The organism is Halalkalirubrum salinum (genome assembly GCF_005543295.1).
GTDB lineage: Archaea > Halobacteriota > Halobacteria > Halobacteriales > Haloferacaceae > Halalkalirubrum > Halalkalirubrum salinum.
The window spans coordinates 1-25,410 of sequence record NZ_SRSG01000025.1; the positions used below are offsets into that span (position 1 = coordinate 1).

23 protein-coding genes are annotated in these 25,410 nt (G+C 60.0%); 7 read left to right on the forward strand and 16 right to left on the reverse strand.

Features of this window, described 5'->3' with window-relative positions; all coding sequences use genetic code 11:
* The first annotated feature begins 231 nt into the window (after positions 1-231).
* Positions 232-588, forward strand: coding sequence for a MarR family transcriptional regulator (locus tag E5K03_RS10445; protein WP_138006798.1), 357 nt, complete (start codon positions 232-234; stop codon positions 586-588).
* Between the two features lies 1 nt (position 589).
* On the forward strand, positions 590-919 hold the full coding sequence (locus E5K03_RS10450) for a type II toxin-antitoxin system PemK/MazF family toxin (RefSeq protein WP_138006799.1): 330 nt from the start codon (positions 590-592) through the stop codon (positions 917-919).
* Between the two features lie 173 nt (positions 920-1,092).
* Here E5K03_RS10450 and E5K03_RS10455 read toward each other — a convergent pair whose 3' ends face one another.
* Together E5K03_RS10455 and rqcH are read right to left on the reverse strand one after the other, a co-directional pair.
* Complete coding sequence (locus tag E5K03_RS10455; protein ID WP_138006800.1) at positions 1,093-2,790, reverse strand: histidine kinase dimerization/phospho-acceptor domain-containing protein; 1,698 nt, start codon at positions 2,788-2,790, stop codon at positions 1,093-1,095.
* 116 nt (positions 2,791-2,906) lie between these two features.
* Positions 2,907-5,021 carry a ribosome rescue protein RqcH gene (rqcH, locus tag E5K03_RS10460; protein ID WP_138006801.1) on the reverse strand — a complete coding sequence of 705 codons (2,115 nt, stop codon included), beginning with the start codon at positions 5,019-5,021 and terminating at the stop codon, positions 2,907-2,909.
* A 123-nt stretch (positions 5,022-5,144) separates the two neighbouring features.
* Here rqcH and E5K03_RS10465 point away from each other — a divergent pair, with 123 nt between their 5' ends.
* Entirely contained in the window at positions 5,145-5,954 is an 810-nt protein-coding gene (locus E5K03_RS10465) for a ZIP family metal transporter (protein ID WP_138006802.1), read from the forward strand.
* Positions 5,955-6,003: 49 nt separating this feature from the next.
* Here E5K03_RS10465 and E5K03_RS10470 read toward each other — a convergent pair whose 3' ends face one another.
* From E5K03_RS10470 to E5K03_RS10510, 9 genes are all read right to left on the reverse strand, one after another.
* Positions 6,004-6,462 (reverse strand): SHOCT domain-containing protein, encoded by a 459-nt coding sequence (locus E5K03_RS10470; RefSeq protein ID WP_138006803.1) that lies wholly within the window; start codon positions 6,460-6,462, stop codon positions 6,004-6,006.
* Positions 6,463-6,594: 132 nt separating this feature from the next.
* Positions 6,595-6,969, reverse strand: coding sequence for a CBS domain-containing protein (locus E5K03_RS10475; protein ID WP_138006804.1), 375 nt, complete (start codon positions 6,967-6,969; stop codon positions 6,595-6,597).
* A 75-nt stretch (positions 6,970-7,044) separates the two neighbouring features.
* Entirely contained in the window at positions 7,045-8,706 is a 1,662-nt protein-coding gene (locus E5K03_RS10480; RefSeq protein WP_138006805.1) for a tRNA uridine(34) 5-carboxymethylaminomethyl modification radical SAM/GNAT enzyme Elp3, read from the reverse strand.
* Positions 8,707-8,805: 99 nt separating this feature from the next.
* Positions 8,806-10,923: a DHH family phosphoesterase gene (locus tag E5K03_RS10485; RefSeq protein ID WP_138006806.1), complete on the reverse strand. Its 2,118-nt coding sequence runs from the start codon at positions 10,921-10,923 to the stop codon at positions 8,806-8,808.
* 96 nt (positions 10,924-11,019) lie between these two features.
* Entirely contained in the window at positions 11,020-11,640 is a 621-nt protein-coding gene (locus E5K03_RS10490) for a YIP1 family protein (protein WP_138006807.1), read from the reverse strand.
* Positions 11,641-11,760: 120 nt separating this feature from the next.
* A complete protein-coding gene (locus E5K03_RS10495; RefSeq protein ID WP_138006808.1) occupies positions 11,761-12,348 on the reverse strand; it encodes a thymidine kinase in 588 nt (195 codons plus the stop codon).
* A gap of 44 nt (positions 12,349-12,392) precedes the next feature.
* The gene (locus E5K03_RS10500; protein WP_138006809.1) at positions 12,393-13,406 is read right to left on the reverse strand and encodes an amidohydrolase family protein; all 1,014 of its coding nucleotides are present in this window, start codon (positions 13,404-13,406) and stop codon (positions 12,393-12,395) included.
* Positions 13,407-13,484: 78 nt separating this feature from the next.
* Positions 13,485-14,714 carry an HD domain-containing protein gene (locus tag E5K03_RS10505; protein ID WP_138006810.1) on the reverse strand — a complete coding sequence of 410 codons (1,230 nt, stop codon included), beginning with the start codon at positions 14,712-14,714 and terminating at the stop codon, positions 13,485-13,487.
* A 78-nt stretch (positions 14,715-14,792) separates the two neighbouring features.
* Positions 14,793-15,983: an HD domain-containing protein gene (locus E5K03_RS10510; protein ID WP_138006811.1), complete on the reverse strand. Its 1,191-nt coding sequence runs from the start codon at positions 15,981-15,983 to the stop codon at positions 14,793-14,795.
* Between the two features lie 133 nt (positions 15,984-16,116).
* On the opposite strand from E5K03_RS10510, the gene E5K03_RS10515 reads away from it, so the two are divergent.
* From E5K03_RS10515 to E5K03_RS10525, 3 genes are all read left to right on the forward strand, one after another.
* The gene (locus tag E5K03_RS10515; RefSeq protein ID WP_138006812.1) at positions 16,117-17,325 is read left to right on the forward strand and encodes a potassium channel family protein; all 1,209 of its coding nucleotides are present in this window, start codon (positions 16,117-16,119) and stop codon (positions 17,323-17,325) included.
* A 69-nt stretch (positions 17,326-17,394) separates the two neighbouring features.
* Positions 17,395-17,742 carry a nuclear transport factor 2 family protein gene (locus tag E5K03_RS10520; protein ID WP_138006813.1) on the forward strand — a complete coding sequence of 116 codons (348 nt, stop codon included), beginning with the start codon at positions 17,395-17,397 and terminating at the stop codon, positions 17,740-17,742.
* A 43-nt stretch (positions 17,743-17,785) separates the two neighbouring features.
* Positions 17,786-18,067, forward strand: a complete 282-nt coding sequence (locus E5K03_RS10525) for a DUF433 domain-containing protein (protein ID WP_137199221.1) — start codon at positions 17,786-17,788, stop codon at positions 18,065-18,067.
* A 193-nt stretch (positions 18,068-18,260) separates the two neighbouring features.
* Here E5K03_RS10525 and E5K03_RS10530 read toward each other — a convergent pair whose 3' ends face one another.
* The 4 genes from E5K03_RS10530 to E5K03_RS10545 all read right to left on the reverse strand — a co-directional run bounded on the left by E5K03_RS10530 (position 18,261) and on the right by E5K03_RS10545 (position 22,645).
* Entirely contained in the window at positions 18,261-18,875 is a 615-nt protein-coding gene (locus tag E5K03_RS10530) for a CDP-alcohol phosphatidyltransferase family protein (RefSeq protein WP_138006814.1), read from the reverse strand.
* A gap of 19 nt (positions 18,876-18,894) precedes the next feature.
* Positions 18,895-20,715, reverse strand: coding sequence for an acetyl-CoA carboxylase biotin carboxylase subunit (locus E5K03_RS10535; protein ID WP_138006815.1), 1,821 nt, complete (start codon positions 20,713-20,715; stop codon positions 18,895-18,897).
* A 95-nt stretch (positions 20,716-20,810) separates the two neighbouring features.
* Positions 20,811-21,101: an acc operon protein gene (locus E5K03_RS10540; protein ID WP_240730003.1), complete on the reverse strand. Its 291-nt coding sequence runs from the start codon at positions 21,099-21,101 to the stop codon at positions 20,811-20,813.
* Complete coding sequence (locus E5K03_RS10545) at positions 21,101-22,645, reverse strand: acyl-CoA carboxylase subunit beta (RefSeq protein WP_138006816.1); 1,545 nt, start codon at positions 22,643-22,645, stop codon at positions 21,101-21,103. The genes E5K03_RS10540 and E5K03_RS10545 overlap by 1 nt, the downstream gene beginning before the upstream one ends.
* 249 nt (positions 22,646-22,894) lie before the next feature.
* On the opposite strand from E5K03_RS10545, the gene E5K03_RS10550 reads away from it, so the two are divergent.
* Positions 22,895-24,223 (forward strand): sodium-dependent transporter, encoded by a 1,329-nt coding sequence (locus E5K03_RS10550; RefSeq protein ID WP_138006817.1) that lies wholly within the window; start codon positions 22,895-22,897, stop codon positions 24,221-24,223.
* 102 nt (positions 24,224-24,325) lie between these two features.
* On the opposite strand, the gene E5K03_RS10555 is transcribed toward E5K03_RS10550, so the two are convergent.
* Positions 24,326-25,288, reverse strand: coding sequence for an NADPH:quinone reductase (locus E5K03_RS10555; RefSeq protein WP_138006818.1), 963 nt, complete (start codon positions 25,286-25,288; stop codon positions 24,326-24,328).
* Positions 25,289-25,410: the final 122 nt, after the last annotated feature.

Sequence of the window (25,410 nt, forward strand, 5' to 3'; positions counted from 1 at the left end):
CTCGCTGTTGAAGAACGAGAGATGGAAAACCGTCCAAACAACTTTATCGTTAGCGGTGGTTGGTTGAGCCAGCAGAATTTCCATAGGTGAATACAGAGCGCGTATTCATCATTGCTTCTTCAGCGAGAATAGCGGATATCGATCGGCCAATACAGATTTTGATCACGAGCGTATTCCGACAGCAACAACTTAATGACGTTTTCAGACATATGCTGACATAGACGGACATTAATGCCTATCAGAATCGATTCCAGCGGAAGAGACACGCCACCCGTTAAACCGGATACGAACGCCCACGAACTGCTTACGCTGTTGGTTGACCATCCCGACATGGCGTTCACCCCGAGGGAACTGACGGAACTGACCGACGTTCCGCATTCCAGCGTCCACAAGACCCTCTCCCGGCTCCAGAAGAAGGGCCTCGTTCGGAGGGTTGATTCCTACTGGGCGGTTGCCGAGGACGTCGCAGCCTCGGAGATTGCGAACGTAGTGAGCCTTCAGCAGATTGAGGCTGTGTACGGCGACGACGCTTATGGCGACGATGACGGGTGGGTCGACGACGTGCAGGATTTAGGAGAGAACGCGTAGGATGGCCTACGCACAAGGTAGTGTCGTCCTCGCGCCAGCAACATTCAAAAGCGGAGTCCGGCCATATCTCGTCGTCTCGAATCGGAACCGACCGTTCTTCGGCGATCGGTACACGGTTGCGGTCATCACGTCGACCGAGCGGGAGACGGCAGTTGAACTGACGGCCGATTCGCTCACCGAAGGCGAACTGAAGACGTATCCGAGTTACGTGAGTCTGTGGTCGCTGCACGTCTTTCCCCATCAAGAGGTCATCAAGCGTGTGGCGCAGGTCGACGACTCAACCATGACTATGGTCGCAGACACTGTACACGAATTAACCCGAGTCCTGTGATAAATCGACTCTCTAGGAAGCGGCCGATTTATTGTATTCGCTAAGTGGGCCAGAAGACCCACTGTGGTGTTCAGCGAGTGCATCAAGAATCGGAATTCCGGAACCCGTCCGCTTAGTCTGATATCAATAGCAGAACGAATCCGCAGTACAACCGATCGGAACCAAATTGACAGTTACGTTGTCATTCCAGATTCAGCTGGTTCATCTTGTATGACGGTGACACCATGGATAGAGATCTCGATGCCATCCCCATCAAGATTCGTCCCTGAGACACTCCAATTGTGGGCGTTCGCCAACATCCGGATATTTGGCCCGAGCATTCCCGCCTCCGTCTGAGGGGTTGCCGTCCCGTACTCGAACAGCGCCGCTGCGTTGCTGGCAGCAAATGACTCTCCGTCCATCCGGAATCGGAATCCATCTGAATGCAATGTAACGATAAGTTCTGAACTCTTGGTCGCTGCCGCCAACCGAGCCGCGTTCTGGAAGAGTTCGTCCAATCGCTCCGGATTTGCCCGAATTCGGCCTTCGCCCTCAACACGCAGCGATACCTCCTCAGAGTCAACGTCCGAAAACGCCTCGTAGACTGTCTGGCGAAACGGGACTGTCGCCAACACAGACACTGGTTGGCTCAGACGCGCCGACATCACGAGATCATCGACGATTTCGATCATTCGGTCTGTCGTCACGCTCATCCGTCCAAGGAATCGGCGCGTTAGTTCCGGGTCTTCTTTGTCAAATGCCTCCGTGATCAACTCAAGGTTTCCACTGACAATGGTCAGGGTGTTCCGCAGTTCGTGGGCGACAGCCGCCAATAACCCCTCAAGCGCCTCAGACTGGCGTTGGAGATTGCGTCGCTGGCGCTCAACAGTCGTCACGTCACTAACGATCAACGCCCGCCCCGCTCGTGCCGGCCCGATTGTCAGGGACTGCTCTTTCAATAGGTAATATCGCTCTTCGTCCGATCGCTCGACAGACAGCATCCGGACGTTACCGGATTCCGCTCCTTCCAAAGGTACCTCTGGATTAGCATCGGGTTCCGGTACGATCGCCCGGAGTCCGACTCCTGTGTCAATTTCGGGGAACAGTTCTTGTGCTGCGGTGTTGAATTCTCTAACGATATCGTCTGTATCGACGACGATGACCGCCTCATTGATTGTATCCATGAGTTCTCGGTGACGCGTCCACCGCACCTGCTCGAAGGAGTCATCGGCAATATACAGCGCTCCGAGTGCAAAGGCCACGACGCCAACCGGTTCGTAGTTGTTGGCCACTAGCCCCGGCGCACCGAGCGTACTGAGCAGGTTGAGCACGACTGGAACAGCAGTAAGACTGACGAGAATACCAAGACCCGTCGTCGGGATGTTTGACTGATCGAACAGTCTGAACAGCATATAGAGGCCGATCGCTGCGAGTGAATACGCGAGAATACTCACTATCCAATGCAATCCAAGCAGATCGACACTTGCATACCGGAACGGCGTAGTGGCGAGTTCGATAGTAAAATACCTGCCATGAAGTGGGTTGGTCAGTTTGATACTGGAGAGGCCGACAAAGAGGATAATCCCAACGTATCGGTAGAGTGGTCTGTGGTGGTAGTCATACCCAGCGTAAGCTGAACAAAAATAGAGCCACGCGCCGACGCTTCCGAGGCCGGCAACGAGGCCAATTTGATAGGCGAGAGATGCGATCCACAGCGGTATATTCAAAAAGGTGATGAGTTGCGCACCCGCCCAGAACCCGGAGGTTGCGAGCAGCCAGAGAAGTCCCACTCGTGTTCCCGTATCCGGAATTGCCCTGGCCCGCCACAGCGCGATGAGACTGCCCACAGTCGCAATCCCAAATACCCCAATATGAGCCAACTGGAGGTACATACGGTTATGTTACGTATGAGTTACTAATATAAAATGGATCTGCTACTGTAAACCGGCCCGTTGCTGTAGGCGTCGTAAATCAATCAGTTCGGAGCCGTACCGATCGATCCAGTCGGTTACTCGACCAGTTCGCTCCCGCCTGCGGGGAGAAACTCTTGGATCTGATCGGGACTTGCGACCTTTCGGACAAACGTCTCGTCTGCGAACATCTCTCGAAGCTCGCGGTAGCAGATCTTCGCAATGTCGTTTTGGGCGTACTTGCCCGGCTGCAGCCGCAGCGTCGCCTCCGCGTGAGCCTCGATCGGCTTCGGCGGGCCGCCCACCACCCGCGTTTGTGGTTCACACTGGATTCCAACCGCGACACCGACCGGAACGTCGTCGAAGTAGGTTCGATCGCCGCGGATCACGAACGACCCCTTCTCGATGTATTCGCCGCTCTCTGGGGTCTTCGAGACCTGATCGGGACGAACCATGTACACATCACCGGAAAATCGGCTGTCCTTCCAGACCGACGAGTACGAAACCGCGAACTGTGCGGCTTCCTGTAGCGTTGAGTCGGGAAAGTCGATATCCTTTGCCGGTTCGCTTGGGCCGGTCGCTTTGAGGATCGTGACTGGCGCGCCGTGTGCCTGTGTGTGGAAGAACCGATCGCCCTTGCTCATGTATTTTTTGACGAGCGCCTCGTTGTCGTCGGCGTTGCGCCCGCCAATTACAAGGAAACCGTCGCTCGTGTGGAACCACCGGAACCGCTCGTACCACTGCTCGTTTCTGCGAACCGGAACCGACCGCATCGATCGCCAGTCGGTCGGTTCCTGGTCTGCGTCGTCGTCTGACTCGTCTTCGTCGTCCGCATCGTCGGCTTCCCAGGCGTCTCTTCGCGCTTTGATCGCTTCGAGCTCCTCGCGGGTGTTTTCGATCGCCTGTTTTGCCCCTTCCTTTTTTTCCTCGATTCGCTTGGCTTCTGTGTAGAGCTTGTCGGCGTTCTTTTCGACGCCGGTCGTCGCATCGAGGGAAACTGTCGTCCCGTCGATCCTGACAGTCACTGTCCCCGTGGAGCCGTCGACGCCGACGACCGCTTCCGCGGCGTCTATCCCCGCCTCGGCTGCCTCCGTGAGTGTTTCGTCGATCGTGTCCCATGGAACACCGTCCGCACGCGCATCTTGGATGGTGCTGAGAATCTCGTCGACGAGATCGTATCGCGCGTAGATCAGTTCGGCCTTTTCGCGTTCGGCGGCTGCTTGCTCGTCGAAGCTGTCGATCGCGCCCTCCTGTTGGTCGATGATTCGCTGTTGTTTGGCGATCTTGGCCTCGAAATCCGGACGATTCGAGCCGCCCGTGTCCTGGGTTTCTTTGTCGTCACTGCGATCGAACCGGAAAAAGTACTCGTCGACTGCATCGTTGAACGAATCGAACGCCTCGCTGTCGAACGAATCAGATTCGTGTTCTTCCAGCGGGAACGGCGTCACGTCGACGACCCGATCGGCTTCGAGGTAGACCCGTGGGTCAACGTCGCCCGATCGGAGTCGTACCGAAAGCTCCTCGAGTGCGTCGTACACGGCCTTGTAGACCGCTTCGTCGGCTTCGTCGATCGAGAGCTCTTTTTCGACGCCTGCGCGGGTACAGACCTCCTCGGCGTACTGTCCGCCGAGATTGAGCTGGGTTGCGAGGGTTCGAACGACATCACTCGTCGACTCGTCCATTTGCCGGACGAACGCCTCGTAGCTCACGTCAAGCGGATTGAGCCGGGAGGCGGGATACTCGTACTGCGCCCCGGGGGCGACTGTCCGGGATTTGAGCCGAACCGTCTCAAGCGACTGGACAACATCGCCGTGTTCGTCCAGGACAGCGACGTTGCCCTGCCCGAACAGTTCGGCGACGATCGTCGTGTTCGCGTCCGGGCGCTCGAACTCGAATCGGAGGATGCGATCGAACTCGTACTGGCTGACGCCGGCGAAATCAGCGCCGCTCAGGCGGTTTCGAAGCATCTTTGCGAAGTTCGGCGGCCGACCCGGCGCGTCTGCGACGTGGTCGGGATCGGCGACGTGCGCGCGTTTTATCTCACCGACTTCGATCATGAGCTCGATCCGGCCGCGATCGAAATCCCGCATCCGCAACCGCAGCAACGAATCGCCGTAGAGATAGGCCTTGTCGACCTTCGCGCCCTCGTAGCGACCGAGCTCGGTCACGAGGGCGGCGAGGTCGATGCTCGAAAGCTCCCGCTTTGGATCCATACACAGTGGTCTTCGGCGGTAACCAAAGGGCGTTCGGATGTCCACCCAACCGTGAACTGTGCAACCAAACGGCTTCGACGATGTCGAAGCGGTTTTGCGTTTCCCCGGTGTTCGATCGCATGAATGGTCACCGTCTTAGAGGTCGCGATGATCGCTGGGGCAGCCGGCGCGGCGACCGGTCTCGGCGCGTTGCCCGTCTTCGCGACCAACCGATTCTCACACCGAAGCTACGACACGGCAGTCGGGCTCGCTGCGGGGGTGATGATCGGTGCGGCGGTATTTGCACTCATCGTCCCCGGCTTGGAGTACGGAACGCTGACAGAGGTCGTTGCCGGAATGACGATCGGTGCAGTCTTTCTGTTGCTCGTGAACCGAACGCTCCCGCACGCACACGTCTTTTTTGACGGGCTAATCAACGGGGATTCCACAGAGAACGAAGAACGCGCGTACCCCGAATCGCGAGGGATTGAGCCGCTTGACGACGACACCCGCCGCGCCGCGCTGATCGGCGGCTCAATCACGATTCACAACGTCCCAGAGGGGCTCGCGGTCGGGATCGCCTTTGCAAGCGGCCTTGATGCAGTTGGGATTGCACTCGCGATCGCGATCGCCGTCCAGAACGTACCGGATGGCTTTGCCATGGCGGTGCCGGCGAGCCGTGCCGGACTGTCGAATATCAAGACAACCGTGCTCACGACGCTTTCTGGCGCGCTGCCCGAACCGATCGCGGCCGTGGTTGGTTTCACGCTCGTCACACTCGTTACGGGGCTCTTCCCGATCGCAGCGGGCTTTGCAGCTGGGGCGATGATGGCGGTCGTCTTCCGGGAAATGATCCCGCTCAGCCACGGTCACGGCTACGCCGACGAATCCACACTTGCGTTCGTCGTCGGCTTCGGCGTGATGGTGGTTGTCGACGTTGGCCTCGCGGTGTGAGTTGTCTCAAAACAGGTGCGCGGTGTGAGTTGTCTCAAAACAGGTGCGGCTACTCGCGCTCGGTTTCTCGTTCTCGATCATCTCCAGTCGTTCGATCGACCTCAGCTGCTCGAATCCTGTCGGCTCTGTCGGCTGCGTGTTCGATCGTCTCGGTCTCCAACAGTGCCTCTAATTTCTGCTCGAACTGTTCGTCGGTGAGTTCGCCCTCGGCGTACCGTCGTCGGAGAGCTGTAAGTGGACCTTCATCGTCTCGTGTGTCGGTAGCGTCCGATTCGCTCGTCTTCTCGGACTGGCCTGAAATCCAGTCGTCCAGCCACTCTTTGCGGTCATCCTCGTCACCGAACAGCAACGCAACGAGGGGAACGATAACGATGTATCCGAACAACAAGAACCCGATCCACCAGTCTTGGCCGGTAAAAAGCGCCGCGAGCCAGATTCCGGTGACGAGCATTGACGCCACGCCCGTTGCGTTCGATTTGAGCCGATCGATCGGTGACTCATCGCTCATTGATCGGACCTAATTCTATAATCAATAAAAAACGATCGTTCGTTGATTCGTCTCACGTTGGGTGATCTATCGCCGCATCACGGGCCGATCACGCTGACGTGATCGCCGTTTCGATTGCCAGATCTCTTGCGGCTACGACAGCTGTGCGGCGACGTCTGTCGAGGAAATCATTCCAACGTAGTCATCGTCTACGACTGGAAGATGCTTGATGCCGTACGTCGTCATCATCGCAGATACTTCCTCCATGAAGAGATCGGGCGTCACGGTTTCGACAGACTCCGTCATCACGTCCGCAACGAGCACCTCGTTTGGGTCGTCCCCGTCGGCCACACTGTGGAGGACGTCAGTACTCGTGATGATCGATCGTGTCGTCGTTGTCACGACGAGCGCGCTGATCTCCTTATCGCGCATAACCTGCGCCGCCTGCCGAACTGTCGCATCCGGTTCGATGGTCACGAGGGGTGACGACATGACGTCTCGTACCTGTGTTCGAGTTTCGTTTCGCATACTGGTCGGTCGTTCCCCGGTCATATGGGTGTTGCTACTGAATCGTGTATATGTTGCCGGAACCAACCAGTCGGCTCACAGGTACGTGCTCACGTACGGCCCGTCCTGGTGATAGCCCAGCTTCTTGCGGTAGTATTCGCGGACGCCGATCCCCGAAATAACGCTCAGTTTGTCGTAGCCGGCTTCGCTCGCGAGCTCCTCTGCACGGGCGAGGAGCCGTCGTCCGTAGCCTTTGTGTTGCCACTCGCGATCGCCGACGTCTGCGCCGATCCCTGCTTCGCTCCCGTAGACGTGGAGTTCGCGGACGATCGCTGCGTCCTGGAGCTCTCGCCGCACCGGATCGCCCGGGAACCGGAGCCGACAGAACCCAATCAAGAGGTCTCGAACGGGGTCTTCGAAGCTGATGAAGTGTTCGGTGCCGCCACAGACCGAATAACGCTCCACTGAGAGCTCGATCGCCTCAGGATCGGGGTCTTCGTCGTTCATGCCGACCTCTCGGGATCGAATGTCGCGGATCTCAATCCCGCGCGCTTCGGCGCGCTGTTCGGCCAACTGCCGGAGGTTCGACTTCCAGACGCCGGCGTCGATGAAGTCCGCGGGGATATCTCGCTGGACGCGCTGCAGACGGGTGTACTCGGGGATCATGCCCATGACCTCGGCAACGATATCGGCTGCTGCCTCGTTGTCGAGTGGTTCGTACTCGCCGCGATACCACTCGTCGTACACCCGGGTCCCGCGGACGACGAGCGTTGGGTAGATCTTGAGGTAGTCGGGGCGGAAATCGTCGTTCTCGAAGAGCTGTCTGAAATCTTCGAGGCACATTTCTCTGGTCATTCCCGGCTGGCCGGGCATCATATGAAACCCTACCTTGAACCCCGAATCGCGGAGTCGCTGGTTCGCGTCGATCGACGCCTGTGTGCCGTGCCCGCGGTGCATCTCGCGGTTGATCCGTTCGTAGGTCGTCTGGACGCCGACCTCGACTTTCGTCCCGCCGAGATCGAGCATACGATCGATCTGCTCGGGGTCACACCAGTCGGGCTTCGTCTCGAAGGTCGTCCCGATGTTTCTGATGTCTGCAGTTTCATTTTCGGCAATTACGTCCTCAAGGTAGCGGAACTCGTAGTTCTCCGGATCCTCTGCGAAGCTCACCTCCTCGGCTGGCTGTGGCTCGGCGTCGAGGTCGTAGTCGTTCATCGCCTCCAGTGCGCGCTTGACGAACCACTCCTGGTAGTCGTGGCTCCGGGCAGTCATCGTCCCGCCCATGAGAATCAACTCGGCCTTGTCGACGGGATGGCCGATCTGTCGCAGCTGGTGGAGTCGCAGTGTCACCTGTCCGTAGGGATCGTAGTCGTTCTGTTTCCCGCGTGCGGCGGCGGGTTCGTGGCCGGTATAGCTTTGAGATGACGAGAAATCACTGGCCGGCCCACCCGGACAGTACAGGCACTTGCCGTGCGGGCACATATGTGGGGAGGTCATGATCGCGATCGGCGAGACGCCAGACGCGGTGCGCACCGGCTTGCGTCGGACGACCGTCTTGACCGCTTCGCGGCGATCCTCTGGCGCGAAATCGAGTAGCTCGGTGTTTTTCGGAACTTTCGGGGAAGAGAACTCCGAACACGCTGATAGCTTCGCGGACTCCAGATCGTCGCGGTCGATCTCGCCGGCTACGATACCCTCGACGATCGACTCGCAGGCCTCGCGGAACGCTCGGCTCTCGGATTCGGCCTCCGAACTCATTGTCTGTCTATCACCACGGTTCGCCGATAAGGGTGTCGCTCGGCGATCGAACAAACAGAGCCTATTCGCTGTCTCACCGAAGATTGTCGGCGATCGAGCTCACTCGAGCTGGTCGGCGATCGCGTCGAGAACAGCGTCTGTGACTGCGTCCCGGCGACCGGCGAGGAACTCGATTCGTCCCTCGCGGACGCCGACTGCGGTTACGTCCGCGTCGGGAACTGCCTCGGCGGCCGCTGCGGCGACCTGCCGGACGTCGATCGGGTGCGTGCTCCGGATGAACAGCTCGTCGGTCCCGAGCCCAACAGTAACGAACGAACCGTCGTTACGTTCTCGTCGGTGGATCTCATCGAGCAACAATCCAGTCGGCGGGAAGTCGAACCGGTGGGTGTATGCGTCCGTGTCGATGAGGGCTAGGGTAGTTTCGCCGCGCGATTCTGTTTCGAGGTGGGCGGTTGCCGTCTCGAACTCCGTTTCGAGTTTTTCATCAAACTGGTCGGCGATGTGACCCGCGAGACTGCCCGAGTCCTCAAAGAGGAGGTCCGTGACGAGTTCGCGTTTGTCCTGGTAGGACTGGTAGTACGCTTCGAGTGCGATCGCCGCACGCAGGTCAGCAACAGCCGCTTCGTCGTAGCCAGCCTCCGCAGCCAGTTCGAGGTACGCCTCAGGTGCGTTCTCCCAGTAGCTGACCGCGGGGAGGTGGCTCACGTCATCACGAATCGAGTCGTTGACGGCTGCGGCGACGTTCGCCGCGAGCGATCCAGTCGACGGATCGGCATCGCCGGTCCCGTCGCCGCTCGGGGTAACGAGCAGATCGACAACGCCTGCCAGGCCCTCGTCGACCGCGCCGCCGTCAACGACGATCCGTTCAGCTCCGTACACGTCCAAGAGGCCGAGGCCATCTTCAGACTCGACGGTACTTGCGGTGCCGAGGAAGACGAAAAGCGGAATCTTCTCGTCGTGGCGATCGCGGTCCTGCAGCATCCGCGTCGCGTCGTTCGTCGCCGCGTTCATCCCGTACACCGCGTCATCAAGTGGCCGACGGGTGAAGTAGTGGTATTCGGCGTCCGATCGAGCGTGTTCCTCGCGGATCAGCGGCAAAACGGCGTGTTCGAGCGCTGCACCGGCGACGTAGCCATCTGCGCTTGCCGGATGGCGGACGACGATCGGCCGGGACTCGAAGACTGCGGTTCGAATCGCCTCAGCAGTGTCGAGAAGTTCTTCGGCGATGTCGACGACCGCAACGTTAGCCGCGAGCGGTTTCAACGCCTCCGGGCGGGCGCGATCTGAGAGTGCATCCGAGAGCCGCGATGTGACCGCCTCGTGGTCTTCGCCGTCGAGTTCGACGAGGGCACTCGTTTCGACCTGCAGATCACCACGGCGTGTCTCGACCTCGCCGTCGAGACGGACGATCGAATCGACGTCGACCTCGGGGTACGCACGGACACCGGCCTCGACGAACGCCGCACAGTCAACGACACCCGTCTCGTCGCGGAGTTCGAACACGGTCGGGCCACCGGTCTGTCTGGCACCGACGACTTCGCCTTCAATCCGAACGGTCTCACCCACTCTGTCTCCGAGCGAACTGATTTCGACGCGCTCTGTTGGTTCGGACTCGGTCGTTTCTGTGTGACTTTGGGTTTCGGCACCGCCGCCAGCAGTCGCGGCAACGGCCGTTCGCTCAGCTGTCTCGCGGTCCGAATCGTCTCCACTGCTGTCTGATCCCTTGGTCTCGTCGTCTACAACAGACGAGTCGTCAATGTCCGAGTCTTGTGAGTTGCTGGCCCCGTCCGAACCGCTCGATTTGTCTGATTCCTCGGCTGCGTCTGATTCTTTGTTTCTATCAGGTTTGACGTCTGTCGATCCCTCCTGGATCAGCGATCCCCGGAACTCGCGATCGGCCTGCCGAATCGACCAGCCGAGGTCGATGTTGCCGTTGTCGCGAACGTTCTTGACCTGGACGTACACCGAGTCGCCCGGTTCCCACTCTAAGCTCTCTAAGCGGCGATCGAGTTCGCTTCGGTGCAACAGCCCCGTAACGCCTGGGGCGATGTCGATGAAGACGCCGAAGTCGGCGTAGCCGTCGACCGTGCCGCGATAGAATCGGCCGGGGACGAGTTGGTTTGCGTGATTACCTCTGAATTCGAAGACGACGTCTTCCTGGTGGCTGTCACAGATGTGGCCGTCGACAGGAGCGCCGCAGATGATACATGAACCCATTTGCTAACAACCAATAGTTCAGCCCTAAAACTGTTGTCGAAACGCGCTCAGGTTCAGTCCGTCTACTAGTGAGTCTCTCCGCGGCACTGATCTCGGCTACAGTTGCCGGAGTGAAAGCAGCCCGGCGGCGGCTTCAATCCCGCCAAAGGCCCATCCGAAGACGATCGCTGCCGGCAGGAATCCGACGATCGACGCGGTGCCAATTGATATCCGATGGACGGTCGAGAGCCCGACAACGAGCAGCGACGCGGCGTATCCAACCGCAAGAAACTGCAGCGGCGCAATGGGAATCCACGCGATCGCACACGGCGCGGTCGCGTAGGCGATCACCTGCACCGTCTCGGAAACGCCCGCTCGATCGTCGACGGTCACCATCAAAATGATCGTCTGGAGAGCTGCCATGAGGTGCAATCCCAGCGGGGCGATGAACACCGCAGTCACCAAGACGACAAGCAGTCCAGAGAGTGCAACGCTGTCTGCGACGAGCGGGAACCACCCATTGTCGCCGAGGATATCGAATGGTGAGACCGCGAGCGTCCCGATCGTGTAGACCACGGCGATTGTCACCACGAACGTCAGCCCCGGCTCTTGGTCCCCGGGCGCAACCGCCTCAACAAAGAACTGCCGGGGATCGACGATCGCGCCGACCCACGCGCGGGCCAACCCAGTCGGCCCGCGATCACGACCCTCCCGTGGTGATTCGACCCAAGTTGTCACGATCGCGCGTACGGGTGCTCGACGTTTGACGGTTCCGACCTCGATCGCAGGTAACCGTTGCGATCCCTGATCGCGCGTAACTGTTCAGATCTCGATCGCTCGACTCCGTGCGGTTTGCTGTCAGTCTCCGCGGACCGCGTGACACTGCCGGCACCGCGCCTCGTAGGTTTCATCGGCGCCCACGACGATCGTCGGCTCGTCGACGTGGGCAGGCTCGCCCTCGATCAACCGCTGGGTCCGCGTGGCCGGCTCCCCACAGATCGTACAGATCGCGTGCAGTTTGTCGACGTACTCGGCGGCAGCGAGCAACCCGGGCATCGGCTCGAACGGCTCCCCACGGTAGGTTCGATCGAGCCCCGAAACAATCACCCGACGACCGTCATCGGCAAGGAACTCACACAGATCGAGCAGCTCGTCGCCGAAGAAGTTCCCCTCGTCGATCGCGACCACGTCTTCGCCGTTGAGCGCGGACTCGACCTGTGACCGGAGAGCAGACTCGGGTTCGACGATCGTCGCCTGCCACTGCCGGCCGTCGTGCGAGCCGATCGTCGCCTCGCCGTAGCGGTCGTCGATCGACGGTTTGAACACCGCAACCGACTGCTCGGCGATCTCTGCGCGTCGGAGCCGGCGGATCAACTCCTCGGTTTTTCCAGAGAACATCGATCCGGTGATGACCTCGATCCACCCGGACCGGGTGATCGCATGCATGCTACAAGCCGGGCAGTCCGACGACCTAAATGATTCTGTTTTGCTCAAAGATGGACGCGTTTGATATCTGCCTGTCCGGCCCGCCGAACGACCGCTCTCCGGGGATCTTTGACATATGAGAGATTGTCCGAGGTTCTGTCGAGTTCAAGTAGCTTCGCCTCACGGCCGGGTTCGATCACACCGTAGTTGCGATCGGCAAGCGCCGCGCCGTGTTTCGTTGCCATCGCGAGCACCTCTGCGTCCGAGAGGCCAGTGAGCTTTGCGAGAAATTCCATCTCCCGGAACATCGACGGGCTGTTGGTCATGACGTTGTCAGTGCCGAGCGCGACGGTCGTCCGCTCACAGAGCGATTCGATCGGTGGAAATCCAACGTCAGTCACGAGGTTCGACCGCGGGCAGACAACGACCGGCGTTCCCATGTCTTCGAGGCGATCGAGGTGAAGTTCCTCAGCGTGAACCATATGGACGACGAACTCTGGGCGGAGATCAAGCGCCGCATTGATGTCCGTGGCGTCTCGCTCGCCAGCGTGGATGGCGAACATTTTCTCCGCCCGCCGTGTTGCGTTGCGGAGTTGATCAAAATCGCCGTCGCGTGCACCAGACGCCCCGAAGCCGTCCGCAGCGTGCATCGCGGCCTCGGTTTCCCGGCCGAGCACGATCGCCTCGACATCACTCCTGTCTGCGGCCTCACGAATCATGTTGATGCCCTCGACGCCGCCCTCGCGAAACTCGAGAAACGCCGCGGTTCCGGTCGCCTCCATGAGTCGAATCGTCTGCCGCATTGCGTCGACTTTGGTCTCTCGATCGGCTGCCCGAAGCAGGCGATGTTTGAGGCCATCCGGCGGCGCGACGAGCTCGTCCAACGACAGCCCCGCGCCGGCTTCTTTGGCGATCGAGTCGCCGATGTGGGTGTGGGCGTTGACAAACGCCGGCAACACGATCGATTCTGCGGCCGTCTCGGTCTCCTCGACGGCGGTGATGATCCCATCCTCGACGATGACCCGTCCCTCGATCGGTTCAAACTCTGGACCCGCGAGGATCGTCCCCTCCACGTTCATACGCGGATCTCACGGGCTGTGGTTTTCAACCTCACGGAGGACCGTCTCCTCATTCAAGTGCGACCGTACGCCGTGCCCTCATCCATCGAACTCGTCGACGCGAGCCTGCACGCCGTGGTGGGTGATCTCGCTGATAAGTCCCTCGCCGCTGTCGATTCCGAGCTCGGCCGCGGCGATCCGCCCGACCCGATCGGTCTGCGCTGCTGTGGTATACACACCGAGACGCCACTGGCGCTCCTGTGCGATCCGAAGCGTCTGGACGAGCGGAGACTGCTCGCCGAGCGATCGAACCTCACCGTTGACCATCACCCGCGAGGTCGACTCGCGCATCGACGGGCGGGCTGGCACGTCGATAACGACGTCGGTTTCTGGCACATCGGCCCGATCGGCGATCGTCTCTTCGAGTTCACTGAGACGGGCGCGATCGGCATCGACGATCGAATCTGGAACCGCGTCCATCTCTGCCCAGATCGCCCGCTTGAGGAGGTCGCGGGTGTCGTACCGCCGGGCAAACGTCTCAGTCTCTGGGGTGTGTCGCAGCGCAACCAGCAGATCGTGATCGTCCATTCGTCGAAGCTGTGCCGCGGTGGTATCGGTCGATTCCAGCAGCCGCTCGCTGGCTCGTCGAAGCATCGCCTTGCTTATTCGGGCGACCGGGTGGGTGTAGACGGTCGGATTCATGAGCGCCCGAGCCAAAAGGAGACTCTCTGCGGTCTGGACGTTCCCCTCGTCGAGAACGAGTTCACCGTCGACGAACCGGAGTTCACGGATGAGCCGCTCGCTGTCGATCGTCCCGTAGGGGACGCCGGTGTGGTGGGCGTCCCGAACGAGGTAGTCCATTCGATCGACGTCGAGTTCGCCCGAGACCAACTGTCCATATGTTCCTTCTCCGGCGATCAATCCCGCGATGTAGTCCGGATCGAGGTCGTGCTCTCTGAGGACGTCACCAACTTCCCCCTGTCTGAGCAGTTCGGTGACGTCGTCGTGGTATTTTCCAGTATAGCGGTGGGTCAACGATTCGATGTTGTGGCTGAACGGCCCGTGGCCCACGTCGTGTAACAGCGCCGCTGCGGTCAGCCGATCGGCGTGTTTGCCCTCGATGCCGAGGTGATCGAGCGCGCGATCGGCGAGATGATAGACGCCGAGGCTGTGCTCGAATCGGGTGTGGTTCGCTGAGGGATAGACGAGCTGGACCGTCCCGAGCTGTTTGATGTGACGCAGGCGCTGCAGCGCCGGGGTGTCGAGGAGGGCCTCGGCCACGCCCATCACGTCGATGTGGTCGTGAACGCTGTCTTTGATCGTGGCCATTGTCACTCGTTGGGACGGCTTAGGATAAAAGGATCCGCCCGCGCTGGATTTGTTCTCAGCTCACTATTTGTTCTCAACTCACTTGGTGACTGCGAGCCCGAACTGGTCGATCGCCGCCTCCCGAACTGAATCAACGGATGCTTCAGGCGCGTAGACGCCAAGCCGCCACTGCGCACGCTCGGCCGCCCGGAGCGCGCCAACGAGTTCGGAGGCGTCCTCAAGCCGTTGCACGACGCCGTCGACGACGACACGCGTCGCGGACTCTTTGATCTGCGGTCGTGGCGGAATGTCGACGATCACCTCGGTTTCGGGGACGCCTGCCTGTTCGGCGATCGCCCGTTCGGCGTCGCGTTCTTCGGACCTGTCGAACGCCATGATCCCCGCGGGCACGGATTCGATCCCGATCCAGACTGCTCGCTTGTAGAGCCGCCGGCGTTCGATCCGCCGGCCGAGCGCCGGAACGTGCTCTCGCAGGGCGACGAGTAGGTCGTGATCGGACAGCCGGCGAAAGTGCTCGATCGACGGCCCCGCGTCGTCGTCGACCAACTGCTCGCAGGCCCGCTCAAGCATCGCCCCGGCAATCCGGGAGACGTGGTGTCGATAGACGGTCCCGTTCATGAGCGCACGGGCCAGAAGGAGGCTCTCTGCGGTCTGCACGTTGCCCGCCTCGAGGACGAGTTCGCCGTTGACGAACCCCAACGCCCGCAGGAGTCGGCCGTGGTCGATCGTGCCGTAGGGGACGCCGCTGTGGTGGGCGTCCCGAACGAGGTAGTCCATTCGATCGACGTCGAGTTCACCCGAGACCACCTGCCCCAACTCACCCTCTCCGCGAACGAGTGCTGCGACGCGATCGCGGTCAATTCCGTGGGTTTCGAGCACCTCGCCAACCGTTCGTTCGTCCGACGGCCGCGGTCGGTCTGGCTTCAGCAGGTCTGTGATTTCGTCGTGATCGCGGCCGGTATGACGGTAGATGAGGTCCTCTGTCTGGTGGCCGTACGGGCCGTGACCGATGTCGTGCAACAGGGCGGCCGCCCGGACGTGCTCGCAGCGATCGTCCTCAATTTCGAGATGCGTGAGTGCGCGATCGGCGAGATGATAGACGCCGAGGCTGTGTTCGAAGCGGGTGTGGTTCGCCGAGGGATACACCAATCTGACCGTCGATAGCTGTTTGATGTGGCGCAAGCGCTGAAACGCGGGCGTATCCACAAGTGCCTCTGCGAGCGGATCCAACGAGATGTAGTCGTGCACGCTATCCTTGATTGGGGCCATTGCTGTCGGTTCGATCGCCGATACTAAATGGGCGTGGGTCTGCGATCGCGATCGCTGTGGGAAGTACCAATGCGGTGAGAAGCGGCGCTCGCCGGCGGGAAGGCTTTTTTTCTTGCCCGGTGAGAGATTCGGTATGGAACTGTTCGACAGGGATTCGTCTTCGCCCGCGATCTCCTACAAACCGACGAATGTCAAGGACGTGCTGGTCGAAATGAAAGACACGGCGGAGCTACTCATCGACCTGTCGTACTCGGCGGTGTTACACCGCAATGAGGCCCTCGCGACGGAGGTGTTACGGCTTGAAGCGCGGATGGACGTTCTCGAGATGCGCGCGCGGATGTCGCTCATGATGGCTGCTCGCAGCCCCGACGATACTGAAAAACTCGCGCCCGTGTTGGGTATCGTCTCGGCAGCCGATATGATAAGCGACGCGGCCGGAGACATCGCAAAGATCGTCCTCGACGACATTGGGCTCCCCGAGTCGATGCGCGCAGCGCTCCCCGAGGCCACCGAAACACTTGTTCAAGGGACTGTTGCCACCGACTCGCCGTACGCAGGCCAGACACTCCTCGATATCGACCTCGAATCACAGACCGGCGTTCGGGTGATCGCGCTGCGCCGCGACGATGACTGGTTGTTAAACCCAGGACGGGACACGCAGATCGAAGCCGCAGACGTGGCGTTCCTTCGCGGCCCCGAAGTTGGGATGACCGATGTATACGAGTCGTTGACCGGCAACGCGTACGAACCACCCGCAGTTGATGTCCCCGAGATTAAGGATCTCGAACGGGCAGTCAACACTATTCTTCACATGAAGAACCTCTCTGAGCTGGCGGTCGATCTGGCATACAGCAGCGTACTGTTCAACAGCGAGGCACTCGCCGAAGAGGTCAGAAACATCGAAATCGAGGTCGACGCGATGGAGTCGCGCTTCGAGGCGTGGACGCTCCAGGCGGCCGCGGACGCACCGGACCCGGTCGCGCTGCGGGGACTCATCCACCTCGGTAGTTCGACAGAGGTAATAAGCGACGCCGCGGTCGAGATCAGCGAGGGCGTGATCAGAGAGATCGGCGTCCACCCAGTTATCCAGATGGCCGTCGAAGAGAGCGACGAGATCATCACCCGCATCGAGGTCGAACCTGCGAGCAGCCTCGACGGAACTGCGGTGGCCTCAGGCGTTCCAGACACCGATTCGACGATGTCGGTCATTGCGATCCGCCGTCCCGAGACTGGATGGATCCTCGTCGGCGACGCGGACGAGACGATCGAGGCCGGCGACGTGTTGATCGCAAAAGGCACCCGAACTGCCGCCGAAAGTTTTGAGTCACTTGCAGCAGCCTGATTCTGGAGGTAGCCGCTCGCTCACCCGGGAAACGATTATCAGCCTTCCGCGATCATGGTATGATGAATCATGTCAAACACCGAAGCCGTGCTCGAACAGCACCTCGACGCGTTCGGCACACAGGACCTCGAAGCGGTCATGATCGACTATGACGACGACTCGACAATCGTCACGAACATGGGGACGTTCAGTGGTCTCGAAGAGATCAGAGGGCTGTTTTCGGGGTTTTTCGACGAGTTCGACCACCCGGAGGCGACAATCACCGTCGAGGAGACGATCATCTACGATGACTTCGCGTATCTCCTGTGGAACGGCGAAACCCCGGAGAACAACTACGAGTTCTGTACCGATACGTTCTACATCCCCGAGGAGACGATCGAGTTCCAGACATTTGCCGGGAAACTCGAGCCCGCATAGCCCAGTCCGGACGTTCAAATATCATGGCGATGTACCATCCGATATGAGTCAGGTGACGAGACGGATCGTCCATGAACTTCACGACGAGCCACACCTGGAGGGCCGTCGGATTACAGTTCAGTTCATCAAAGAACAGGTCGAAGAGCGAGACCTCGATCCGAGAACGGTTGCCGATCGCCACGATCTCGACGTGGCTGACGTCTACCGGGCACTCACCTACTACCATGATCATCCCGAAGAAATGCGTACGATCGAACGCCAGCGAGAATCCGCGATCGAAGCACACGAACACCTGACGACCGATCCTGACGATGTGCGTGGCTAATGGGCTATCGTATCCTCGCTGACGAAAACGTCGAGCAGGCGAGGATCAGACACTTTCTGCCCGAAAAGTTAGTGACATCGTCCACGAACTCTCTAGGTACGTCGAGCAATCTGATGTGAAACTCGAATACGTGAGCCGAAACTGGCTGTGAATCTTCAGCCGTTACCAAGCGTCCGTCGTTCTCAAAAGCCGCTCAGTCGTCCTGCAGCAGCATCCACGATCGGCGAGCGCGCTGTAAGGCGGTCCCGTTGCTCGCGATCGCAAAGAAGACCAACAGCCATCCGACGATCGTCAGCCCTCCATACGTGGCCGTCACCCAGGTCGCGGCGATGCTCACTCCGCCGATGAGCAACAACACCTCGATTCGGGTGATAAGCCCGCCATACATCCGTCCGAGCCCGACCGCCTGCGCCTGCGTCCCGAGGTAGGCGTTCAACAGGACGCCAGCGATCGCAATAATGCCGATCGCATACTGGTCGACACTCGCGATCAACCCGATAAGGATGACCACGTCGGCGTAGCGATCGATTACGTGATCGAGGTAATCACCGGCAGCGGTTTCGCTGTTTGTCTGTCTCGCCAACGCGCCGTCGAGGACGTCGAGGAACCCATTCAACAGAACGAACGCCCCGCCAAGCAGGTACCACGACGGGTCGTTCCGGGCGGTCCAGAGGATGACGGCCGCGAGGACGGCCACCACCATCGAGGCGGCGGTGACTGCGTTTGGAGTCAGTCCCAGGCGATCGGCCGCAGCGACGAACGGGGAGATTGCACGGTTCGAAAGCGATCGGAAGCGATTGAGTGCCATAGTGTAGTATTCAGCCGCGTTACTCGATCACGACCAACACGTCGCCCATGTCGACGCTGTCTCCTTCGGCGATTGTGACCTCGGTCACGGTCCCACCGCGCTCTGTCGTGATATCGTTTTCCATCTTCATTGCCTCGAGCACACAGACGACGTCGCCGGGCTGGATCTCCTCTCCTTCTGTGACCTCGACTGAGAGGATCGTCCCCTGCATCTCCGCAGTCACTGTGTCACCGGCCCCTTCGTAGCCGCCAGAGTCCTCTTCTTCAGTCGTTTGTGCCTGCGGCGGTCGAGTCTGTCGACCGCTCGCTCCGCCTGCGCCCGACGGCAGCGGCGGCGCGCCACGCTCTTCGAGCGAGACATCGAAGCGCTTGCCGTTGACCTCGACGGTGAACTCGCGTTCTGTCACCTCCTCATCCTCATCGTCATCTTCAGTCGCTGACGTGCGGTCGCCCCACTGCTCGACCGCCTCGGCAATCCGGGTCCGATCGAGCTCCTCGTCGAGGTATTTTGTCGTGTGCGCGCCGGTAATAAATGCCTCGTCAGTGAGCATGAGCCGATGGAACGGGATGATCGTCGGGAATCCCGAAATATCAAACTCCGCGAGCGCTCGCTCCGAGCGGGCCAGACACTCGTCTCGATCGCCTGCGCTGACGATCAGCTTCGCGATCATCGAGTCGTAATCCGTAACGAGATCGTCGCCCTGTCTGATCGCGTCGTCCATCCGGACGCCGATTCCGCCCGGCGGGTCGTACGTCTCTGCGGTCCCGCCAGTTGCCGGCGCGAACTGCTTGTCGGCCATTTCGGCGTTGATCCGGAACTCGATCGCGTGCCCGTCAAACTCGACGTCGGACTGCGCGAAAGACAGCTCCTCACCCGCAGCAACCCGAAGCTGCCACTTCACAATGTCGAGTCCTGTGATCTCTTCGGTCACGGTGTGTTCGACCTGGATCCGGGTGTTGACTTCCATGAAATAGAAATTACCGTCGTCGTCACCAGCACCCTCCTCGACGAGGAACTCAACAGTTCCGGCGTTTGTGTACTCCGCAGCCTCGACGCCGCGCTTTGCGGCCTCGCCGATCTGCTCGCGCATATCATCTGTCAGCGCGGGCGAGGGTGCCTCCTCGATCACCTTTTGATGACGCCGCTGCAGCGAGCAGTCACGCTCGCCGAGATGTCTGACGTTTCCGTGATGATCGGCGATGATCTGGACTTCGATGTGTCTCGGCGACTCGAGGTACTTTTCCACGTAGACCGAGGCGTTATTGAAGTACGCTTCCCCCTCGCGTTTTGCGGTTTCGAGTTGCTCTTCGACCGCTGACTCGTCGTGGACGACTTTCAGCCCTCGGCCACCACCGCCACCCTCGGCTTTGATCGCGACGGGATAGCCGTACTCTTCGGCAACCGCTTTGACTTCCTCGGATGATTCGACCGGTTCGGTCGTTCCTGGCACGACCGGCACGTCCGCCTCTTTCATGAGCGCGCGCGCTTTCGTTTTCTCCCCAAGCGCCTCCATCGCCGCCGCAGCGGGGCCGACCCACGTGAATTCGCTCTCCTCGACCGCAGCCGCGAACGCAGCGTTCTCTGCGAGGAAGCCGTATCCGGGATGAATCGCGTCTACGCCGGCCTTCCGGGCCGCCTCGAGGATCGACTCCTGATCGAGGTATGAGTCCGCCGCGCGCGCGGGACCGACGTTGTATGCCTCGTCGGCGTAGCGGACGTGCCCGCTGTGTTTGTCGGCCTCGCTGTAGACGGCGACGGTCCTGATGCCGAGCTCTTCGCAGGCCCGAAACACCCGTACCGCGATCTCCCCGCGGTTCGCCACCAAAACCTTACTGAACATTGTCGAACGTTTCTCGAACGGGATACCTGACTTTATCGATCCACGATGACCGGTGCCGATCGAGCAGATCGTTGTTTGAGACCGCGATCGGACGTCTAGAACCGGTCGCGACGCCCGCTCGCGGTCCAGGCATCTGTGGGCGCTGATCGCGGGACGCGGCGATTCGTTCCCCCATCAATCAACGCAATTCGGCCGGCGAAGCTCCACCGCTTGCCCTCCCACGATTCTGGCTCCTCGTCGGCCGCAGCGGCCGCGAGCTCCAGATCGCGAATGTGGGCGGCGATCGCTGCTATCACCGCTGCAGCCTCGTCTTCGGTGGCCGCATCGAGCCCGTCGATCTGGCTGACGCCCTCGATTTCTTCGGGTGCGATCGTTCCGGGCGACATCAGATTGGGATATTGCCGTGTTTCTTTTCGGGCATCGATTTTCGCTTGCTCATGAGCATCTCGAGATCATCGATCAGCCGTTTGCGTGTTTCTGGCGGTTCGATCACGTCGTCAACGAAGCCACGATCCGCGGCGGTGTAGGGGTTCGCAAACTCGGCTCTATACTCGTCAATGAGTTCCTGTCGGCGCGCATCCGGGTCGTCGGCGTCCGCAAGTTCGCGGCGATACAACACGTTCACCGCGCCTTTCGGCCCCATTACGGCGATTTCGGCAGTCGGCCACGCGTAGTTGACATCGCCGCCAATGTGTTTCGAGGACATGACGCAGTACGCGCCGCCGTAGGCTTTCCGCGTGATGACGGTCAAAAGCGGCACAGTTGCCTCCGAGAACGCGTACAGCAGTTTCGCGCCGTGACGGATGATTCCGCCGTGTTCCTGATCGGTCCCCGGCATGAACCCGGGCACGTCCTCAAACGTGACGATCGGGATGTTGAACGCGTCACAGAATCGGACGAATCGTGCGCCTTTCTGGGATGCCTCGATGTCGAGCGTCCCGGCATTAACTCGCGGTTGGTTTGCGACGACGCCGACCGATCGGCCGTCTAGCCGGGCAAATCCGACCACGATATTCTTCGCGAAGTTCTCGTGGACTTCGAGGAACGAGCCCTCATCGAACACCGCGTCAATCACGTCGGTCATGTCGTAGGGCTTTCGGGGCTCGTCAGGGACGATCTCTGACAGTCGATCTGGCTCGCGATCGGGATCGTCCCACGGTTCGACCCGGGGTGGGTCCTCGACATTGTTCTGTGGAAGGTACGACAAAAGTAGCGCAATCTCGTCGAGTGCCTGTTCTTCGGAGCGTTCAGCGAAGTGTGCCACACCCGAGGTCGACGAATGGGTGACTGCGCCGCCGAGTTCCTCGAAAGAGACCTCTTCGCCGGTGACGGTCTCAATAACGTCTGGACCGGTGATGAACATGTGGCTCGTCTCCTCGACCATGAAAATGAAGTCGGTGATCGCCGGCGAGTACACCGCACCGCCGGCACAGGGGCCCATGATTGCCGAAATCTGTGGAATCACGCCGCTGGCCTCGGTGTTTCGTCGAAAGATTTCCGCAAAGCCGGCAAGGGAGGCCACACCTTCCTGGATCCGCGCGCCCGCAGAGTCGTTCAATCCGATAACGGGAGCGCCGACGTCCATCGCTTTGTCCATCACTTTACACACCTTTTCAGCGAAAACCTCCCCCAGCGAACCGCCGAACACAGTGAAGTCGTGTGCGAAGACGAATACAGTGCGGCCGTTGACCTCACCGTAGCCGGTTACGACCCCGTCGCCAGCAAGCTGTTCTTCCTCCATACCGAATTTGTGATTCCTGTGGGTTCGGAACTGATCGAACTCGTGGAATGTCCCATCGTCAAGGAAGTAGTTGATCCGCTCGCGGGCGGTCTTTTTGCCCTTTTTGTGTTGGGATTCGATTCGATCCTCGCCGCCACCCTTCTCGGCGGCTCGACGTCGGTTTCGAAGGTCCTCGATCCGATCGTCCATCGTCACCGCGAACCACCCGTCATTGTCCGTAACCGAGTACCAGATGCGGCAAAAGCGTTCCGCAATCGGCTGTTGTGTGGTTCGACAACTGTCGTATTCTCTTGCAGCATCTGTGTAGAGTCAACTGCCACAGCGGCATATGTTGACGTTTGATTGTCAAATTAACCAAAGAAAATGATAATTTGTTACAAAAATTTCGCGGAATCAAGTGGTCAGGCTTATGAACGATGAATAGAGTAGTGGGAGCCAATGGCATCACGAGAGTCATGGGCGACACGAATTGGATTCATTATCGCGGCGGTGGGCAGCGCCGTCGGCCTCGGTAACATCTGGCGGTTCCCGTTCCTGACGGGCGAGGCAGGGGGTGCGGCGTTCCTCGTTGTCTATCTGGGATTGGTTGCAGTTGTCGGGTTGCCAGTGTTACTGGCTGAACTCGTCATTGGCCGGCGATCGAAGCGCAACCCGATCGGCGCGTTCGATGCGTTAGGCAAGCCGGCGTGGAAGTTTATTGGGGGTCTCGGGGCGCTTGCGGGGTTAATTATCCTCTCGTACTACAGCGTCGTCGGCGGCTGGGTGATCCAGTACATCATCGGCAGCCTCACTGGCGGATACGTCGCTGACTCGGAGGCATTCTTCCTCGACGTTGCGATGGGATGGGACACCGTTGCATTTGACTTCGTCTTCATGGCGATCGTCGCTGGCATCGTCGCACTCGGGATCCGAAACGGACTCGAACGCGCCGCGAAGGTGATGGTTCCGAGTGTTATTGTGCTTCTCGTCGTACTTGCTGCCTACGGCGCGACACTCGACGGTGCGTCTGCAGCGTATTCGTACTACCTCTCGCCGGACATGGAGTATCTCACGGGGAACTTTTTCTCAATTCTTCCAGACGCGGCCGGGCAGGCGTTCTTTACGCTTTCTCTCGGCATGGGCGTCATGATAACCTACGCGTCTTACCTCGGTGAGGATCGCAGCCTTCTGAAAGACAGCGGGTACATCGTCGTGATCGACACCGCGATCGCATTCCTCGCCGGGTTGGTGGTCTTCCCGTTCCTGTTCACACAGGGTATCGAACCCGGCTCGGGTGGGGCCGGTGCGGTGTTCATCAGTCTCGCGGCCGCCTTTGCTGAACTGCCGGCGGGCAACCTTATCGGTGCCGTCTTCTTCATTATGCTCGGAATTGCCGCGCTAACGAGCGCGTTCAGTATCCTCGAAGTCGTCGTCTCGTTCGTCATCGACTCGACCGATATCGAGCGCACGCCTGCGACGATCGTGATCGCGGCGAGTATCTTCGTCATCGGCATCCCGACCGCGCTCGATCTCACGTACCTCGATCTGTACGACAAGTTCGCGAACAACATCCTCCTTATTCTCGGCGGGATGTTGCTCTCGATTTTCGTTGGGCTGGTGTACGCCGACGGGGCAAAAGCCGAACTCTCGGAGGGATCGCCGCTTGGCGCGTCGATCGCGCCGATTTGGGTCCTCGTCAGTGCAGTTGTGGTCCCAGTTGTGCTCGCGATCACGCTGTACTTCGGTGTTGTGGAGTATATTGAGTTCCTGCGCGAGTCGTTCCTGTAGCGTCGTCGATCGAGTATACTGCGGGCGATCGTTTTGCGGTCGATTATCGTGCAGGCGATCGGTATTTTTTGACTGCTATAACTGCTGTGACGCGTCTGACTGTTACGGCGTGATCACCAACTTGCCGAGGACGCTATCCTCGAGCACCGCTCGCTGAGCCTCGGCCGCTTCGTCGAGGTCGTAGGTACGGGCAACCTCGATCGACAGGTCGCCGTCGCCCATCAGTGACGCCAACCCCGAGAGCGGCACGCGGAAATCCGGCGTGTTGAACATGCTCATCATCGTCAACTGGAGGTCTTTCGATCGGGCGGCAGCCGACTGTGGGAACCCGACTTCTGCGCCCTTTTCACCGATTCCGACCACCCGACAGCCGGTAGCGGCGACTGTTGCGTCGAAGCCGAGGTATTCGTGCATCCGGTGATCGAGAATTACGTCGACGCCGCCGTCGCTTGCCTCAACGATCGCGTCATCGAGATCCGCACGCCTGTAGTCGAATACGTCATCGGCGCCTAGATCAGTAAGTCGATCGTGGTACTCAGGGCGGCCTGTGGTGATGACGTGTGCACCCGCTGCCGCAGCCAGTTGGACCGCCGCGTGGCCGACCCCGCCGGAGCCGCCGTGGATCAAACACGTCTCTGCGACCTGCAGAGTGGCGTGGTCGATCAGTGCCCGCCAGGCAGTCACCGCCGCGACACCAGCCCCTCCCGCAGCGACCGGATCGACACCAGCTGGGAGTTTGGCGAGCCGATCGACCGGGACCGCGGCGTACTCTGCGTACCCGCCGTAGTGGTCTTTCCCGATTCCAGTCCCGTAGACGAGGTCGCCCACCTCGTAGTCCTCGACGTACTCGCTTACTTCCACGACTTCCCCGGCGACGTCGATGCCGGGAATCATCGGCAGTGTGAACGGCTCGTATGAGCCCTCCCTGAAATACGTATCAACTGGGTTGACACCCGCGCCGTGGACTGCAACGATGACATCATGGCCGGTCGCGCTGGGGCGATCGATCTCGTCAACGGTCAATACATCCGGTCCGCCGTGTTCGTGAAATCTGACTGCGCGCATACGCGCTGCTACGCAGGCGGAGTACATAAACGTCGATCGGATTCGTGGCGAGATGTGTCGGTCTCGATGTCGATTGACTGATCAGCCGACCGATTCCACGCTGTTGCACTGCGATATGTTAC

Coding starts and splice junctions, on each gene's coding strand:
- E5K03_RS10500 (WP_138006809.1), bottom strand. CDS start 13,406: ATGAACGTGGAGGGGACGATCCTCGCGGGTCCAGAGTTTGAACCGATC.
- E5K03_RS10470 (WP_138006803.1), bottom strand. CDS start 6,462: ATGAGCGATGAGTCACCGATCGATCGGCTCAAATCGAACGCAACGGGC.
- E5K03_RS10450 (WP_138006799.1), top strand. CDS start 590: ATGGCCTACGCACAAGGTAGTGTCGTCCTCGCGCCAGCAACATTCAAA.
- E5K03_RS10525 (WP_137199221.1), top strand. CDS start 17,786: ATGAGTCAGGTGACGAGACGGATCGTCCATGAACTTCACGACGAGCCA.
- E5K03_RS10445 (WP_138006798.1), top strand. CDS start 232: ATGCCTATCAGAATCGATTCCAGCGGAAGAGACACGCCACCCGTTAAA.
- E5K03_RS10485 (WP_138006806.1), bottom strand. CDS start 10,923: ATGGGTTCATGTATCATCTGCGGCGCTCCTGTCGACGGCCACATCTGT.
- E5K03_RS10495 (WP_138006808.1), bottom strand. CDS start 12,348: ATGCATGCGATCACCCGGTCCGGGTGGATCGAGGTCATCACCGGATCG.
- E5K03_RS10555 (WP_138006818.1), bottom strand. CDS start 25,288: ATGCGCGCAGTCAGATTTCACGAACACGGCGGACCGGATGTATTGACC.
- rqcH (WP_138006801.1), bottom strand. CDS start 5,021: ATGGATCCAAAGCGGGAGCTTTCGAGCATCGACCTCGCCGCCCTCGTG.
- E5K03_RS10515 (WP_138006812.1), top strand. CDS start 16,117: ATGGAACTGTTCGACAGGGATTCGTCTTCGCCCGCGATCTCCTACAAA.
- E5K03_RS10505 (WP_138006810.1), bottom strand. CDS start 14,714: ATGGCCACGATCAAAGACAGCGTTCACGACCACATCGACGTGATGGGC.
- E5K03_RS10475 (WP_138006804.1), bottom strand. CDS start 6,969: ATGCGAAACGAAACTCGAACACAGGTACGAGACGTCATGTCGTCACCC.
- E5K03_RS10480 (WP_138006805.1), bottom strand. CDS start 8,706: ATGAGTTCGGAGGCCGAATCCGAGAGCCGAGCGTTCCGCGAGGCCTGC.
- E5K03_RS10465 (WP_138006802.1), top strand. CDS start 5,145: ATGGTCACCGTCTTAGAGGTCGCGATGATCGCTGGGGCAGCCGGCGCG.
- E5K03_RS10510 (WP_138006811.1), bottom strand. CDS start 15,983: ATGGCCCCAATCAAGGATAGCGTGCACGACTACATCTCGTTGGATCCG.
- E5K03_RS10455 (WP_138006800.1), bottom strand. CDS start 2,790: ATGTACCTCCAGTTGGCTCATATTGGGGTATTTGGGATTGCGACTGTG.
- E5K03_RS10550 (WP_138006817.1), top strand. CDS start 22,895: ATGGCATCACGAGAGTCATGGGCGACACGAATTGGATTCATTATCGCG.
- E5K03_RS10535 (WP_138006815.1), bottom strand. CDS start 20,715: ATGTTCAGTAAGGTTTTGGTGGCGAACCGCGGGGAGATCGCGGTACGG.
- E5K03_RS10520 (WP_138006813.1), top strand. CDS start 17,395: ATGTCAAACACCGAAGCCGTGCTCGAACAGCACCTCGACGCGTTCGGC.
- E5K03_RS10545 (WP_138006816.1), bottom strand. CDS start 22,645: ATGGACGATCGGATCGAGGACCTTCGAAACCGACGTCGAGCCGCCGAG.
- E5K03_RS10540 (WP_240730003.1), bottom strand. CDS start 21,101: ATGTCGCCCGGAACGATCGCACCCGAAGAAATCGAGGGCGTCAGCCAG.
- E5K03_RS10530 (WP_138006814.1), bottom strand. CDS start 18,875: ATGGCACTCAATCGCTTCCGATCGCTTTCGAACCGTGCAATCTCCCCG.